Genomic DNA, 16,002 nt, shown 5'->3' on the forward strand with positions numbered 1-16,002 from the left:
TAAGGTGGGAAATGCAGGAATCTAGCCTTATTTGCAAATGGTTATATTTGTGTCACTCTATACTTACCCAACTTGAAACGATATGTATAGTTATGAAATAATAGAGCGAACTTTAGAGAGGTGTATGCAATGAATAACCAATCACATCAGGATCATTCATCCCGACGGGAAAGATTGTTTGTAGCCATTCGTCTTCCTGTTGCTGTTCAGCAGTCTCTTCAGATGGATGCGAGGCTTGTACAGAACAAGCTAGATTTTCGTAAATGGACAGATCATAGAGATTATCATATAACCTTGCAATTTCTGGGGGATACATTAGTTAGTGACATCGGGCACCTGCGAAAAGCATTGCGCTCAGCAGCAAGCGGATTTCAGCCGTTTGAACTTCAGCTTTCCGACTGGGGCACATTTGGACTTGAAGAAGCACCTAAGGTACTTTGGAAGGGTGTTAGCGGAGAGATAGAGCACTTGTTTTCATTGCAAAAACAAATCGTGCAGGCGACTTCGCCCCTGGGGTATGAAGCTGAATTAAGACCTTATGCTCCCCACATTACCATTGCCAGAAAATATTTGGGACAGCTTCCAGGTAATGAAAATAAAGGGATATCTGGAGTGCTTCCGGAACATTCCACAGGTGTTAATTCATGGATGGTGGAGGATATTGTACTTTATGTGACAAGGCTGGGACAATCGCCAATGTATGAGGTCGTGGATACGTTCACTTTTTCCTGATAATCATTTTTATGCCATAAAATCACATTGACATAACGTTTATCCCTATGTAATATTAGCCATCGTTATTCAAATTCTTTTTTTTGGGTTACTTAGTTAAGGGAATTGTTTCGACAGGAGGAATCTTCGAATGAACATTATAAGCAAAAATCGTTGGGTAGCACCGATGTTATCAGTGCTGCTTGTATGTATAGTGGGGGTAAATGTCGTTCAGGCGACGGGGAAGTGGAATGAAGCTAGTGATAGTAAACAGATGACCGAACTTACGGCTTCTGTGCAAAATAACCAAACATCTACGCAAGAAGAGAGGCGCATGATGGAAGATGGGACAAGTCTGTCCTCTAATCTGTCTGCCCAAACCGTAGCGTGGACTGAATCTCTGCCAGCGAAGAACTGGCTTACGACTGCTCAAGAAGAGCAGGAACTGCAAGAAGCCAAGGCCAAGAACAAAGCTAGAGCGGTAGCTGCGGCCAAAGCCAAAAAAGAAGCTGCACTGAAATTGGCCAAAGTGAAACGTGCCAAAGAAGTCGCTGCTGTAACAACTCCCCCCCAAAAACTATACTTTACACGGACCAAACTTCTGAACCAGGAAGACTCGAAACTTGCAACCTGGTCATACAGTGTGTCCGATAAAGAACTGCATCTGCTGCAAAAAATTGTCATGGCAGAAGCGGAAGGTGAACCGTACGAAGGCAAAGTGGCAGTTGCCAATGTTGTCTTAAACCGGCTACGGTCAGCCAATTTTCCCGATACCATTTACAAGGTCATCCATCAGAAATCCCAGTTTAGTCCTGTAGCGAACGGACGTATGAAACGTGTGGTTCCCAACGAGGACAGCATCAAAGCAGTGAATGCTGCGTTGAATGGGAAGAAGGAAGTTGCCGATGATACGTATTATTTTTTATCATTGACGCTTGCCGACGATCTGACAGTTGCTCGCTCGCAGAAAAAAGTAAAAACGATCGGTCATCATACTTTTTACAAGTAATCGACCCGTAAATTCTGCAAACAGGCAGGGTAGTTAACTGTGTGTGCTTCACACGGCCCTTGAAAAAGCCTGAATCGTAGTTTTATTTCGTTATTAAAAAATATCATTATACTCTAAATTACCCTTTTTTCTGCCAAATCATACGGTGGAATTAGTGAAAATAAAAGAAGGTTCCCTTCCAAAAATTCGGAAGGGAACCTTCTTTGTATATCGTGAGCAATTGTCTTGTCCCCTATAACACCTCGTGAGAGCTGTTCTATAGGTCCGTAGAGGCGTCAGAATGGTATTCTGGTACCTGACAAGGAAGTGGCAGTAATTCCGGCTGTGAAGCGCTCCAAGGAGGTTGTTGTGACTTCGGCTGTCGTCGGAAACAATAAGTCATGAACAGCTTGAGCACAGCACTTCGGATCATAGACCGAATGGTTACCTGAATGATGCGCTACGTTCAGCGGGCTTTCAGTTTGAGTAGATGCCTGCTCCACTAGTTGTCTGAAACGATTGGTGATCACGTCGGCAGAGTGAATGACGTGGCCGTATCCGGCTTGTACAAAGTATTCACAGTTCTCTTCCTCTTGACCTGCAATCGGAGGAATGAACAACATCGGTAGACCCTTGGCCAACGCTTCAGTGCAGGTCATGCCACCTGGCTTCGTAATCAGCACATCGGATACATCCATCAGTTTGCTTACTTCCCGTGTATATCCCAGAATACGAATATTCGGGTGCTGGAAGCAAGGCATTTCCTTCATTTTTGCGATCATTTTTTCATTGCTCCCTAGACAGAAGACCAATTGAACACGATCTGCCCAAGACGTGAGAGCTTTCATATGATCCTCATCAAACGAAAGTCCCCATCCGCCACCCATAAGTAGCGCTGTAGGCATGTTCTGAAGCCCCATCTCTTCCCGGAGCTTCACCTTATCTCCAGCTTCCCAGAAGTCTGGATGCACAGGGATTCCCGTGATCTGAATATGGGAGGGATCTACACCCCGGATTTCAAGCAATGCTTTGACCTGAGGGGTAGAGACCAGATATTTGTTCACTTCCGGATTAATCCATGTTCCGTGCACGTCATAATCCGTCACGACCGTATAGAGCGGGATATTCAGACCCTGGCGTTTGAGCCGGGAGATGACAGCATTCGGAAAAGGATGGGTACAGATCACCGCATCGGGTTTCAGTTGGGATACGACCTGTGCCGTCTGTGTATAGAAAATTCGGTGCAACGCCAGCTTGGTAAAACCATTTAATGATTTATTGTACTGTGTGCGGTACAACAGGCTGACCAGTTTGGGTTGAACCGATAGTGTCTTTCGATATGCAGAGAAAATTAGTGGAGCTACCGTTGGGTTCAAAAATTTGCCTAGTTCAATGACACGACTGTGAACATGTGGACTGACTTTTTTGATGCCATGTGCCAGCGCATGAGCGGCCTGAGTGTGACCGGTACCGAAACCTTCCGATAATAAGAGCACTCTTGGTTTTCGCATGAGTTCACCTTTATTCATAAGTTTTAATTCAAAATGAAGATATTCATTGTTTATTCTAGCTATGGAATGCGTTACTACATGAATATACATTGAAGCACAAAATCATGTTTCTTCTATGAATATTTACACCATATATCATACAATGAGACAACTTAAACTTCATTATATACACGTATTATCTGAGTCATCTTACACTATAGACGACGACAGAAGGAGTTTCCACTGCATTTAGGTTAAAAAATATTAACACAATTTTTAAAATGTTAGGGTTGCAATCTGTTTTCGAAGGTGGTATTGTAGTTTTTGACCGAATGACCGAATTGTATTTCTGGTCATTTATGTAGAGCGATTGAACAATGAATGTGATTAAAGGAGGGATTAGATGGCTCCGATTGACAGGAGACAGCAGGTTATTCATGCAGCAGCCCAGTCGTTTGCCATGTTTGGATACAAAGCAACGACGATGGATCAGGTCGCCAAGATTGCGAACGTTGGCAAAGGAACGATCTATACGTTTTTCACCAATAAGGAACAATTGTTTGATCAGATCCTGGTAGAAGTGATTCAGGAAATGAAAAACATCGCGCATCGTGAAGTACATCAGGAAAGTGCATTTTTCGATAATCTGTTTCGGGTACTGGATGCCTTGTTGGAGTTTCGTCGTGATCACGATCTGCTCGTTAAGTTATCTCAGGAGCTGAAGGACTTTGGAACGCTGCAGGCCAAGGAAGGTTTGGACAAGGTGGAGAAAGTAATCTCCGACTTTCTGGCTAAGGAGCTTGAGAAAGCAAAAGACAATGGAGAGATTCGAGATTGTGATCCGCAAGTCGTCGCATTTATGATGATTCGCCTGTATATTGCACTCACCTCAGACTGGAGCAAACAACATCAACCGCTGAGCAAAGAGGAAATCAAGACTTACTTTCGCCTTTTCTTAATGGAAGGAATTGCTGCTGTAACGTAATCCAAATTTAATCTACTATAATATAAGGATTTTCACGCGTATCAAGCAGGGAGGCTTGTCGGAAGACAGGTTGTTTTTTTGTCCTAAAGTGACCGTTTGAGGAAAGTGGTCACTTCGTGTTTCAGTATGTTTTCTGGAATGCGACATTGTATTTCATTATGGTTATTCCTGCTCATGGAGCAGAGAGATTAAGGGGAGAAAATGACATGAAATCTTTATCCGTGTTTTTCAAGGATGTGGGATCGGCCGTGAGAAACCCGAAGGTGTTGATCCCTGTTATTGCAATTATGTTTATACCGATCCTGTATAGTGGCATCTATCTGGCAGCCTATTGGGACCCGTATGGTCATGTGGATGAGATGCCGGTTGCCGTTGTTAATCTGGACAAAGGCGCTGAGCTGGAGGGCAAATCCCTCCATGTAGGTAGTGATCTGGTGGATGAGTTGAAGAAAAATGCCGATTTTAAATGGGATTTTGTCAGTGCCAGTCAAGCTAAAGAAGGCATGAGTAATGACAAATATTATATGCAAATTACGATTCCGGAGAACTTCTCATCTCAGGCAACAACATTGCTGGATGACAAGCCGGAGCCGGCTGATCTGATCTATGAACCGAATGGCAATTACAGTTTTGTCGGTGCACAGATCGGTAAGACCGCTATTAAGGACCTGAAAGCAAAAGTCTCAGCCAAAGTAACGGAATCCTATGCAGAAACATTGCTCGACAAGTTCTCCGAAGTATCGGATGGCTTGGCTGAAGCAGGCGATGGGGCGGGTGAACTGAATACCGGCGCAGGCAAACTGGATGATGGTGCTGTTAAGCTCAAGGATAACCTGGCGAAGCTTGCATCCGGAACGCTTGAACTTCAGGAAGGACTTTCTCCATTAAGTGATGGTGTTAACGCGCTGCACACAGGGGCAACCAAGCTTGAAAGTGGAACATCAAATCTTGTATCCGGTCTGCAACAGCTTCAGGCAGCTGCTTCGAGCCAGCTTCAAAGCGGAGCAGATCAGTTGAAGGATGGTAGCGCCAAGTTGGAAACTGGACTCCAGTCTTCACTGGATGGCACAAGTAAGTTGCAGGCTGGTCTGAAATCATCAGAACAGGGCAGTGCGAAGCTGTCGGATGGTCTGCAAAGTGCTGTTCAGGGCAGTGGCACTCTGGCAACAGGCCTGCAATCGGCTGTAGATGGCAGCTCCAAGGTTGCTGATGGTGCACAGGGTGTAGCCGCCGGATTGAAACAGCTTGCTGCATCGAACCCCGAACTGGCTGAAAATGCGGATGTACAGAAGCTGCTTGCAGCAAGTGAAGCTGTTGCTGATGGCAGTGCACAACTGCATGAGAGCGAGCAGAAGCTGGCACAAGGTGCAGATCAGCTGCATCAGGGCAACCAGCAACTGGCTGCGGGTGCAACCGAGCTTCATGGAGGTCAGGAGCAACTTCTTGCTGGTGCGAACCAGCTGGTGGATGGTCAGAAGCAATTACTGGCTGGTGCAGGGCAGCTTAGTCAAGGAGGAGCGAAACTCTCCGATGGTCTGAAGCAGTTCAGCGGCAAATTGGGTGATGCTGCAAGTGGCGGTACATTGCTTGCAGATGGTGCCAAGCAGCTGGGCTCAGGAACAACAGCTTTGCAAACGGGTGTAGGTAAACTCAGTGGTGGCGTTAGTTCACTAACCGATGGTTCCAAGCAATTGGGTGATGGCGCGGGCAAACTGGCTGACGGCCTTACTGAGCTAAAAGATGGCTCGAGTGAATTGGAAACCAAGCTGAATGATGCCGCACAGAAAACATCTGAAGTTAAGAAAACGGATGATGTAGTGAACATGTTCGCTGAACCGGTAAACTCCTCGGAGAATACAGCAGAGAACGTGAGCAATTATGGTACAGGATTGACACCGTTCTTCCTGTCGATCGGTCTGTTTGTGGGATCGTTGATTTCCACAATTGTATTGAAAATGCGGGAAACGTCCGTACCTGGTGCAACAGGCTGGAATCGTTTTGTCAGCCGGACACTGGTATTTGGGTCCGTAAGTATTTTCCAATCAGTTATCGTGGCAAGTTTCATGTTATATGGTCTTGGACTGGAGACGCACAGCGTAGGGCTGTTCTATCTGTTTACCATTATTACGGGGCTGACCTTCATGTTGATTGTTCAGGCACTTGTAACCTGGCTGGATCTCCCTGGACGTTATGTTGTCATTCTGCTTCTGGTCTTCCAGCTTGCGGCTAGTGCAGGAACCTTCCCGGTAGAACTGATTCCATCATGGCTTCAGGCATTTAGCCCTTGGTTGCCAATGACACACAGCATTATGGGCTTCAAAGCCGTGGTATCGAGTGGTAATCTGGATGTGATGTGGCATCAGGCAGGTATTCTTAGCATCTATGCAGGTGTATCCATTCTGCTGACGCTTGCTTACTTCCTCTGGAATGGCAGACGTCCGAAAAAAGAAGTCGAACAGGCTGATTCTGGTCAAGTTGTGACGGCATAAGTCGAACCTGATCTTCAGCAGGGTCATATTTTTGAAAAAAACTTTATTTTCTTGTAGTGAAATTATGCAATATAGTAGTCAAATAGTGCAAATAGCCTGTGACCCCAAAAAGGGGTTGCAGGCTATTTTGTATACAAATGCATAGAGAAGTAAAGTTTCGCTGGATTAAGCAGTGAAAATTTGGTGGAATTATGGATAAACGTAGGCGGCACATGGAACGATTTTCTTCTGTCAGCAATTTAATTCAGTTGTACTCTGGCTTAAAAAGTGTATAATTATTCGAAAAAGAGATGAATTTAAACGTCACTACTGTAAAGCTGTACTGCAAAACATTTCTTATCAGAGGTATTAAAAAGTTTAAATTGCGCTGATGTTAGGTCGGTGTTAAAATAATAGAACTATATCAAAAAAACGTCGCTCCATTTCAGTAGCCGTGCCAGCGGCTGCGTGTTGATTTATACAGGCTGTTTGCCGGATCGTCCGGATCAGCTCATCTCATTTAATGGCTTCTGCCCAATAGCAGGCATTATTTTTGACAGTCTCATGCTGTCACCTCTTCTATCTAGCAGGCTCTATCGCAAGCGAAAGGCCAGCTCCTCCCGTTTCATTGTTGCCTGTTGCCTATGTTCTTGATCTTTCCGAAATACTTCATTATAGAAAGGTTGCGTTCCATGAGACACATCGGATTACCTCCAAAACAGGGTCTGTATGACCCGCAGTTCGAAAAAGACGCATGCGGAATGGGTTTTGTTGCCAACATCAAAGGAGTACCTTCACACGATATCGTTAGTCAGGCACTGACCATGCTTAGTAACATGGAACACCGTGGAGGACAGGGAAGTGAGCCGAATTCCGGTGACGGAGCAGGTATCCTGATTCAGATTCCACATCGCTTTTTTGCAGAGGAAGCGAAACGCCTTGGTTTTGCATTGCCTGAACAGGGATTCTATGGCGTAGGGATGTTGTTCCTTTCCCAGGACCCTGCCATTCGCAGTGCGCATGAAGAGAGCCTTAAGAAGATTATTGAAGAAGAAGGTCAGACGTTCCTGGGTTTCCGGGATGTTCCTACTTTTGATGAAATGCTTGGCCGTTCTGCGCTTGCAGCAAAACCTTATGTACGTCAGGTGTTTATTGGAAGATCCGCAGATGTGAAGGATGAGCTTGGATTCGAGCGTAAGCTGTATGTTATTCGCAGACGCGCTGAGCTGGCTATTCGTTATTCGGCAGATGAAGCAGAAGGTGGTTCGTTCTACCTTCCGAGCATGTCTTGTCGTAAAATTGTATATAAAGGCATGCTGACAACTGAACAAGTTGGCGGGTTCTATCTGGATCTGCAGGAAGAACTCGTGGAATCGGCCATTGGACTTGTGCATTCCCGTTTCAGTACCAACACCTTCCCCAGCTGGGAACGTGCCCACCCGTATCGCTTCATGATCCACAACGGTGAGATCAATACGATGCGTGGTAACGTGAACTGGATGCATGCACGGCAATCCTTGTTCGAGAGCGAGTTGTTTGGTAACGACATCACGAAAGTAAAACCGGTTATCAATCCGGACGGTTCGGATACAGCCATGTTTGATAACACGCTGGAGTTCCTGTATCTGAGTGGTCGTTCCCTGCCACACGTGGCCATGATGATGGTTCCTGAACCTTGGAGCACAGATGAGGGCATGGACCCTGCCAAAAAAGCATTTTATGAATATCACAGCACGATGATGGAGCCTTGGGATGGACCAGCAGCAATGGCCTTTACAGATGGTTTGCAAATTGGTGCAACACTTGACCGTAATGGATTGCGTCCAGCTCGTTATTATGTAACCAAGGATGACCGTATTATCCTGTCCTCCGAAGTTGGGGTACTTGATATCGCGCCGGAAGAGATCCTGTACAAAGATCGTCTGCGTCCAGGTCGGATGTTGCTTGTGGATACACAAGAAGGCCGCATCATCGCGGATGAGGAAGTAAAAGCAATCATTGCAGCCGAGAATCCGTACCAGGATTGGCTTGATGAGCATTTAATGGATCTGAGCGAGTTGCCGGAAGCACCGGAACTTCCTGATCCAAAACATGATAACGTGACCCAGCTTCAGCTGGCATATGGTTATACATTTGAAGAACTGCGTAAAATCCTGGAGCCGATGGCAACAACAGGTATGGAAGCTACGGGTTCGATGGGTTATGATGCACCGCTGGCTGTGCTGTCGGATCGTCCGCAGCGTCTGTACAACTATTTTAAACAGATGTTCGCCCAGGTAACCAACCCGCCAATCGATGCAATCCGTGAAGAGATTGTAACGTCTACAGCAACAACCATTGGTCCTGAGCGCAACTTGCTGAACCCTGAACCGGAGAGTTGTCGCCAGATTCGTCTGGATACACCGGTATTGTCCAATGAAGACTTTGCGAAGATTCGCCATGTGCGTCGCCCAGGCTTCCGCTCCATGACGATTCCAATCTTCTTCACCGCTGCGGAAGGAGCAGAAGGACTTCGCAAAGCGATGGATTTGCTCTTCGAAGCTGCAGATCGTGTCATCGACAAAGGTCATAACATTCTGATCCTGTCTGACCGCGGTGTGGATGCAGAGAATGCTGCTATTCCTGCATTGCTTGCTGTAGCAGGTCTGCATCACCATCTGATTCGCCAGGGAACCAGAACCAAAGTCAGCATTATGCTTGAATCGGCAGAACCGCGTGATATTCACCACTACGCGTTGCTGCTGGGTTACGGTGTAAGTGCGGTGAACCCTTATCTGGCCTTTGAAACGCTGGATGACATGATTCAGCAAGGATTGCTGCGTGGTATCTCGCATGAGAAAGCAGTGAAAAACTACATTAAAGCAGCTACCAAAGGTGTTACTAAAGTGTTGTCCAAAATGGGGATTTCTACGATTCAATCGTATCGGGGAGCTCAAATATTCGAAGCGGTAGGTCTGAAATCAGATTTCGTTGACCGTTACTTTACCTGGACACCTTCCCGTATCGGTGGAATTGGGTTGGAAGAAGTGGCAGCCGAAGCGTTGACACATCATAACCGTGCCTTTACGGAAAAAGACGGTAACGATAAAGTATTGGATTCCGGTGGGGATTATCAATGGCGTAACGACGGAGAAGAGCATCTGTTCAATCCGCAAACCATTCATACCCTGCAACATGCAGTACGCACTGGGGATTACAAGCTGTATAAAAAATATTCCAAACTTGTGCAAGGTGAGAATGATCAATTGTTGACCATTCGCTCCATGCTGAAGCTGAAACCGGTAGGAGCTTCCATTCCACTCGAAGAAGTTGAATCCGTAGAAGATATCATGCGTCGATTCAAAACAGGTGCAATGTCCTTCGGTTCGATCAGTAAAGAGGCGCATGAAGATCTTGCCATCGCTATGAACCGTGTTGGAGGTAAATCCAATACCGGTGAAGGTGGAGAAGACCCGGCTCGCTTCATTAAAGATAGCAACGGGGATTCCCGTCGCAGTGCGATTAAACAGGTAGCATCCGGACGTTTTGGTGTTACATCCAACTACTTGGTTAATGCCGACGAGATTCAGATTAAAATGGCTCAGGGAGCTAAACCAGGTGAAGGCGGACAGCTGCCAGGACGTAAAGTGTATCCTTGGGTTGCTGAAGTTCGTGGATCTACACCGGGTGTAGGTCTGATCTCGCCACCACCGCATCACGATATCTACTCGATCGAAGATCTGGCTGAGTTGATCTATGACTTGAAAAATGCCAATCCGCGTGCTGAGATTAACGTGAAGCTTGTATCGGAAGTGGGCGTAGGTACCATCGCAGCTGGTGTAGCCAAAGGCCGTGCCGACATTATCCTCGTCAGCGGCTATGACGGTGGTACAGGTGCATCACCGCAAGGTTCGATTCGCCACGCAGGTATGCCTTGGGAACTGGGTCTTGCAGAGACACATCAAACGTTGATGCTGAACAATCTGCGTGACCGTGTTGTCCTCGAAACAGACGGCAAAATGCTTAACGGCCGTGACCTGGCGATTGCAGCCTTGCTTGGAGCAGAAGAGTATGGTTTCTCTACAGCACCGCTCGTTGCACTTGGCTGTATCATGATGCGTGTCTGTCAGATGGATACCTGTCCGGTTGGTGTAGCGACACAGAATCCGGAATTGCGTAAAAATTATATGGGTGATCCAGCTCATGTGGTTAACTTCATGCGATTTGTTGCTGAAGATGTGCGTGAGATCATGGCTGATCTTGGTTTCCGTACTATTCAGGAGATGGTCGGGCGTACAGATTGCCTCGAAACGGTAGAAGCCGTAGATCACTGGAAGAAAAAAGGTGTGGATCTGTCTGTATTGTTGCACGTGCCTGAAATGCCGGAAGGCTCTGCACGTTACCGTACACAACATCAGAATCACCAATTGGAAGAAACGCTGGATATGCAACAATTGTTGCCACTGGCACAGTCTGCTATTGAATCCGGTCAACCGGTTGAAGCGGTGCTTCCAATTACAAACGTTAACCGTGCAGTAGGTACCATTTTGGGTAGTGAGATCACACGCAAATATGGACTCGCAGGATTGCCTGAAGATACGGTTAAATTCAAATTTGTCGGCTCTGCCGGACAAAGCTTTGGGGCCTTTGTACCTAAAGGTATGACCTTGACCGTTGAAGGGGATTCCAATGACTACGTAGGTAAAGGACTGTCCGGAGGTAAACTGATCGTGATGCCTTCTCCGAAAGCAACGTTTGAGGCGGAAGATAACATCATTATCGGTAATACGGCTCTCTACGGAGCAACAAGCGGTGAAGCGTATATCCGTGGTATTGCGGGTGAGAGATTTGCTGTACGTAACTCGGGCGCCAAAGTAGTCGTTGAAGGTGTAGGCGACCATGGTTGTGAGTATATGACAGGTGGACGTGTCGTTGTACTGGGCGATACAGGTCGTAACTTTGCAGCAGGGATGTCCGGAGGTATTGCCTATGTGTATGATCCGGAAGGCACATTCCTGAAACGTTGTAATCTGGAAATGGTTCTTTTGGAACGTATCGAAGATGTGGCCGAAAGTGCAGATCTGCGAGGCATGATTCAACGTCATGTTGCCAACACAGGAAGTGCTGTCGGTCAGCGCGTTCTGGATAACTGGCAAGATGCGCTGAATCAGTTCGTTCGGGTTATTCCGAAGGACTTCAAACGTATGACAGAACAGATCGAACGGATTCAGGCAACAGGTTTGACTGGAGAAGCAGCGCTGCTTGCAGCGTTTGAAGCGAATATGCGTGAACTTGCACGTGCTGGAGGTTAATAACTTCCTTGTTCAAAGTTATAAGTGCATGAACAGGTTGTATTAAGAATAATAGGAGCAATATGGTTGCCATTCCGGCACCATATTGCTCCTATTTTGCTTTCGACAAAATTAGAACCCCATCAAAAAACGTTATCGCCATGAGACGACAACATCGAGGAACTTTCTCAAGTATAATAAGGCTAGTTTTGGAGGGCAGGGAAAGTATAAAGATAAGAGAGGTTAGCGGAATGAATATGAAGCATCCAAACAGGGACGATCGTAGGCCGACAGGTAAACAAGTCGAAGCAACCCAGATGGACATCATGAAGGTGTTACTGCAATGCGGAATCGACCCGGAGCGTTGGAACCATTTCGTATCCTCCGTCAACAACAAGCGTCCTTGACACAATAGACAAGCATGGAATGAAAAAGAATTAAGACACAAAAAAAGCCCAGAAGCCAGAGAGGTTATCTCTCGGGAACTGGGTCCTCTTTTCGGGTTTAGTCCATGCTGCGTTCCATTCGGACAAATGCAATAAAACGACGTGCCTCTTCTTCTGTTAAAGACTTCCCATCAATCATCAGATCAAAGCGTTCTAACACTTCTTTGTCCGATAACTCCAAGGTATCCACGAATTCACGTACGTCTTCATCCATCACGACATCACTTTGCTTTGTACGTCCTATAAGATAATCAATAGACACATCAAAGATGTCAGCAAGTCTCGTTAACACTTCGAAATCCGGTTTACGTCGATTCTTCTCGTAGTGGGAGAGAGCAGCTCTTGTAATATGAATGGAGCTCGCAAGTTCTTCTTGAGTAAGTCCCCGCTGTTCCCGTAATTCCGCAATGCGATTTCCGTAGCTCATAAGCTATTTCCCCCTGAACGACATCAAATATATATTGAAACAATCCTGAGCCAAGTGTTTGATCAGGGCAGCTTTCCTGCAAAAGAGTAACTCCTCATGTGTTTCCTTTAACCCATTTCCATTTGTAAATAGGTCTGTCTAAGGACATCTCAAATTGTCGTAAATCAAAAGAACCATGTCCAAATACCGCTTGACATGATACGTATTGTATCGTAAATTGGACGTATGGAGTTACAAAATGTATCATTTGGAATATTTTAAGTATCTCCTGGTTGCCTGGACCATATACCTGTGAGAAGGAAGTGGAGGCAGTCCATGTAGGCTAATCCATTCTAAAGGAATGAAACCATGTATTCAATAATTCAGGAATGGGCTGATATGAAATTAAATGTCCATATGTACATTCGGGAGTTTCACGGGAAAATGGTAGACCGCAAAAGACGCCCTGTTCTGTTACTTGGAATGGACACTCAAGCAATCACCTTCCTGAGCGACCTGAACTTGCCGGTATCATCAGAAATGCTCATTGGTTTGGATGTTGAAGATCATCATGTATGTGTACGACTTCGCGCAAGGTTGCAATGGAAACAGCCCTTCGGAGAGCTCACAATGTATCATTCAAACTTGCATATTCAGCACGAACAGAAACTATATATAACTGGACAGTTAAACACAATGCTTACTGAAGTTCAGTTTCCCACGGTTTCCCGTTTTCAGTATGAAAAGGCAACAGAACAAAAGGCTCTGCAAGAACCCTATCATTACATTGATTTCACCATATAATTCCAAGTCGATTCTTAACATTTTCTGAACAAAACATGTACTTAACGCCATTTTACTATATTTCATAGCGTTATGCATTAGTTCTTTAACACCAAAAGCATTTGCGCAATGAATAAAGGGGCGAGGGGGCTCATACTATTTCAGGAAGTTTGGATATGGTTGAAATGCACTGCCACATATTATCCGGCCTAGATGATGGTCCTGTTCGAATGGAGCAGTCCGTTGCGATGGCTGAGAAGGCGGCAGCCTCAGGAATTACCTCCATTATTGCTACTCCGCATCACCTGAACGGGCAATACAACAATGAACCGATGGTGGTCAATCAGGCCGTGAACCTGCTTCATGCAGAACTTCGCAAACGCAACATTCGCCTGGAGATCCGTCCCGGACAGGAGATCAGGGTGCATGACAACCTGATTGGAGACTTATATGCAGGAAAGTGCTGCACACTCGCCGGAAGTCGTTACATGTTGCTGGAACTACCCTTTGGTCATATTCCCTCACAGTTCCCCAGGATACTGCATGAATTACGAATAGCGGGAATTACCCCTATTATTGCTCATCCGGAACGCAATCGTGTCATTTTGAAGAAGCCAAAGTTGTTGGCTGATTACTTGAGTCAAGGCGGACTATGTCAGCTTACCGCTCAATCTTTCACTGGGCTTTTCGGACGGAAAGTTCGGCAGTGGTGTTTTCATTTTTGCAAAGAAAACGGGTTTCATTTCATTTCATCAGATGCACATGATACGTGCAAAAGGACATTTGCCATAAGTGAAGGAGAGCGGGCCATTGAGCGTCGATTTGGAGCTGAAGCCGTTAAGAGGCTGGCAGAGAATGCGTCGCACATTCTATCGAATTCGTGTCTGGTCACAGAACGCTGGAAACCTCGCAAATGGCTACTGTCCATCTGGTAGTTACATAGGATAGATCACAACGTATAGGAGGAATGAAAGTGGAACTGAAAGGATATTTTCGACTCTTACAAAAGAAACTGTGGTTGATTGTTGCAATTGCTTTGATAGCCGGTGTGGGTGCAGGGGTCAAAAGCATTTTCTTCACCCAGCCCATCTATGAGGCAAGTTCCAAACTGATCGTGAACCAGACCTCTAACGTTCAAGGCCAAGCGATGATGGACTTCAGCATGATTCAAACCAATATCAAACTCATTAACTCATACAGAGAAATTATTAAATCTTCCGCCATTATGGATAAAGTCGCTACCACGTATCCGGACCTAGGCTTAACCTCTGCACAGCTCATGAATAGCACCTCCGTCTCTACAGCCAGCGAATCCCAAGTGATGAGCATAACTGTACAAGGAACTACCTACGAAAAAGCCGCAAAAACGGTCAATGCCATCTCCAACGTGTTCCAATCTCAAATCCCCCTAATCATGAAAATCGATAATGTGGCTATCCTCAGTGAAGCAAAAGTGGATAGTAACGCATCTCCAATCAATATGAAAACCACATTAAGCATCATTGTCAGTCTGTTCGCAGGTCTTGTGCTCGCCATTGCACTTGTATTCCTGATGGATTATCTGGATGACACATTCAAATCCGAAACTGAACTTGAAAAAGAGCTGGGCCTGCCTGTGCTTACCGTGATATCCAAAATGAAAAAAGACGATCTGAAAAATACGAAAAATTACGTATCTCAACAGAAAGTGGGGGATGGCAAATATGTCGCGGCTAACCAATGAAAATAACAGTCTGGTGACCTATTTTAACTCCAAATCTCAGATCTCGGAGGGATACCGTAAATTACGGACGAACATCCAGTTCTCCTCAATCGACAGTCATATCAAAAAAATCATGGTGGCTTCCGCTGAATCCGGCGAAGGCAAGACCACAACCATTAGCAACCTGGCGGTAACCTATGCCCAGGAAGGGAAAAAAGTTCTGCTGATCGATGCGGATCTGCGTAATCCTTCCTTGCACCAGGTGTTTTCCGTACCGAATCATATCGGTCTTAGTAGTGTGCTGTCTAATCAGTACAGTGTGGAAGATGTGCTTAGAGAGAGTTATATCGACAATCTCCAATTATTCACTTCTGGCCCAATTCCGCCGAACCCTTCCGAGATGATTGGTTCCAACCGGATGAAAAGGCTGATTGAGAAGTTAGAGGATCAATATGATGTCATCATGTTTGATACACCGCCGGTGCTCGCGGTAACGGATGCACTCATTGTGAGTTCGCTGTGTGATGGTGTGCTACTGGTCGTGAACTCGGGCAAGGTCAAGAAGGAACTGGTGAAGAAGACCAAGGCTGCTCTGGAGCATGTGAATGCACGAATTCTGGGCGCAATCCTGAACAATATCAAAAACGCTGCAGTTCCGGTGGGCTACGGAGAGAAGTAAACCTTCCATCCAATGCTCCCAAGTAAACAGGTAATGTCTACTGCACCTTTATCACTGTAGGCACTCGGTCATGC

12 protein-coding genes are annotated in these 16,002 nt (G+C 45.9%); 10 read left to right on the forward strand and 2 right to left on the reverse strand.

The window, feature by feature from the left end:
* Nucleotides 1-129: 129 nt before the first annotated feature.
* The gene (gene thpR, locus V6668_RS06575) at nucleotides 130-732 is read left to right on the forward strand and encodes an RNA 2',3'-cyclic phosphodiesterase (protein ID WP_282319125.1); all 603 of its coding nucleotides are present in this window, start codon (nucleotides 130-132) and stop codon (nucleotides 730-732) included.
* A 130-nt stretch (nucleotides 733-862) separates the two neighbouring features.
* Nucleotides 863-1,720 (forward strand): cell wall hydrolase, encoded by an 858-nt coding sequence (locus V6668_RS06580; RefSeq protein ID WP_338707981.1) that lies wholly within the window; start codon nucleotides 863-865, stop codon nucleotides 1,718-1,720.
* 275 nt (nucleotides 1,721-1,995) lie between these two features.
* On the opposite strand, the gene V6668_RS06585 is transcribed toward V6668_RS06580, so the two are convergent.
* Complete coding sequence (locus tag V6668_RS06585) at nucleotides 1,996-3,210, reverse strand: UDP-N-acetylglucosamine--LPS N-acetylglucosamine transferase (protein ID WP_047841963.1); 1,215 nt, start codon at nucleotides 3,208-3,210, stop codon at nucleotides 1,996-1,998.
* A gap of 382 nt (nucleotides 3,211-3,592) precedes the next feature.
* On the opposite strand from V6668_RS06585, the gene V6668_RS06590 reads away from it, so the two are divergent.
* From V6668_RS06590 to V6668_RS06605, 4 genes are all read left to right on the forward strand, one after another.
* A complete protein-coding gene (locus V6668_RS06590) occupies nucleotides 3,593-4,174 on the forward strand; it encodes a TetR/AcrR family transcriptional regulator (protein WP_036611349.1) in 582 nt (193 codons plus the stop codon).
* A 206-nt stretch (nucleotides 4,175-4,380) separates the two neighbouring features.
* Entirely contained in the window at nucleotides 4,381-6,663 is a 2,283-nt protein-coding gene (locus V6668_RS06595) for a YhgE/Pip domain-containing protein (protein ID WP_047844153.1), read from the forward strand.
* A gap of 671 nt (nucleotides 6,664-7,334) precedes the next feature.
* On the forward strand, nucleotides 7,335-11,933 hold the full coding sequence (gene gltB / locus V6668_RS06600; protein WP_338707982.1) for a glutamate synthase large subunit: 4,599 nt from the start codon (nucleotides 7,335-7,337) through the stop codon (nucleotides 11,931-11,933).
* Nucleotides 11,934-12,163: 230 nt separating this feature from the next.
* Complete coding sequence (locus V6668_RS06605) at nucleotides 12,164-12,319, forward strand: hypothetical protein (RefSeq protein WP_017690128.1); 156 nt, start codon at nucleotides 12,164-12,166, stop codon at nucleotides 12,317-12,319.
* Between the two features lie 97 nt (nucleotides 12,320-12,416).
* On the opposite strand, the gene V6668_RS06610 is transcribed toward V6668_RS06605, so the two are convergent.
* Entirely contained in the window at nucleotides 12,417-12,785 is a 369-nt protein-coding gene (locus tag V6668_RS06610; protein WP_047841965.1) for a helix-turn-helix domain-containing protein, read from the reverse strand.
* Nucleotides 12,786-13,163: 378 nt separating this feature from the next.
* Here V6668_RS06610 and V6668_RS06615 point away from each other — a divergent pair, with 378 nt between their 5' ends.
* The 4 genes from V6668_RS06615 to V6668_RS06630 all read left to right on the forward strand — a co-directional run bounded on the left by V6668_RS06615 (nucleotide 13,164) and on the right by V6668_RS06630 (nucleotide 15,928).
* Nucleotides 13,164-13,568, forward strand: a complete 405-nt coding sequence (locus V6668_RS06615) for a hypothetical protein (RefSeq protein WP_338707983.1) — start codon at nucleotides 13,164-13,166, stop codon at nucleotides 13,566-13,568.
* A 155-nt stretch (nucleotides 13,569-13,723) separates the two neighbouring features.
* Nucleotides 13,724-14,482: a tyrosine-protein phosphatase gene (locus tag V6668_RS06620; RefSeq protein WP_036611338.1), complete on the forward strand. Its 759-nt coding sequence runs from the start codon at nucleotides 13,724-13,726 to the stop codon at nucleotides 14,480-14,482.
* Nucleotides 14,483-14,514: 32 nt separating this feature from the next.
* Nucleotides 14,515-15,270, forward strand: a complete 756-nt coding sequence (locus V6668_RS06625; protein ID WP_235193748.1) for a YveK family protein — start codon at nucleotides 14,515-14,517, stop codon at nucleotides 15,268-15,270.
* Nucleotides 15,251-15,928: a CpsD/CapB family tyrosine-protein kinase gene (locus V6668_RS06630; protein WP_036611333.1), complete on the forward strand. Its 678-nt coding sequence runs from the start codon at nucleotides 15,251-15,253 to the stop codon at nucleotides 15,926-15,928. Before V6668_RS06625 ends, V6668_RS06630 begins: the two co-directional genes overlap by 20 nt.
* Nucleotides 15,929-16,002: the final 74 nt, after the last annotated feature.

It is taken from the genome of Paenibacillus amylolyticus, from assembly GCF_036894225.1.
Taxonomy (GTDB): Bacteria; Bacillota; Bacilli; order Paenibacillales; family Paenibacillaceae; genus Paenibacillus; species Paenibacillus amylolyticus.

What these genes read in the sequence shown, in the direction of transcription:
- thpR (WP_282319125.1), top strand. Translation starts at nt 130, where the DNA reads ATGAATAACCAATCACATCAGGATCATTCATCCCGACGGGAAAGATTG.
- V6668_RS06580 (WP_338707981.1), top strand. Translation starts at nt 863, where the DNA reads ATGAACATTATAAGCAAAAATCGTTGGGTAGCACCGATGTTATCAGTG.
- V6668_RS06585 (WP_047841963.1), bottom strand. Translation starts at nt 3,210, where the DNA reads ATGCGAAAACCAAGAGTGCTCTTATTATCGGAAGGTTTCGGTACCGGT.
- V6668_RS06590 (WP_036611349.1), top strand. Translation starts at nt 3,593, where the DNA reads ATGGCTCCGATTGACAGGAGACAGCAGGTTATTCATGCAGCAGCCCAG.
- V6668_RS06595 (WP_047844153.1), top strand. Translation starts at nt 4,381, where the DNA reads ATGAAATCTTTATCCGTGTTTTTCAAGGATGTGGGATCGGCCGTGAGA.
- gltB (WP_338707982.1), top strand. Translation starts at nt 7,335, where the DNA reads ATGAGACACATCGGATTACCTCCAAAACAGGGTCTGTATGACCCGCAG.
- V6668_RS06605 (WP_017690128.1), top strand. Translation starts at nt 12,164, where the DNA reads ATGAATATGAAGCATCCAAACAGGGACGATCGTAGGCCGACAGGTAAA.
- V6668_RS06610 (WP_047841965.1), bottom strand. Translation starts at nt 12,785, where the DNA reads ATGAGCTACGGAAATCGCATTGCGGAATTACGGGAACAGCGGGGACTT.
- V6668_RS06615 (WP_338707983.1), top strand. Translation starts at nt 13,164, where the DNA reads ATGAAATTAAATGTCCATATGTACATTCGGGAGTTTCACGGGAAAATG.
- V6668_RS06620 (WP_036611338.1), top strand. Translation starts at nt 13,724, where the DNA reads ATGGTTGAAATGCACTGCCACATATTATCCGGCCTAGATGATGGTCCT.
- V6668_RS06625 (WP_235193748.1), top strand. Translation starts at nt 14,515, where the DNA reads ATGAAAGTGGAACTGAAAGGATATTTTCGACTCTTACAAAAGAAACTG.
- V6668_RS06630 (WP_036611333.1), top strand. Translation starts at nt 15,251, where the DNA reads ATGTCGCGGCTAACCAATGAAAATAACAGTCTGGTGACCTATTTTAAC.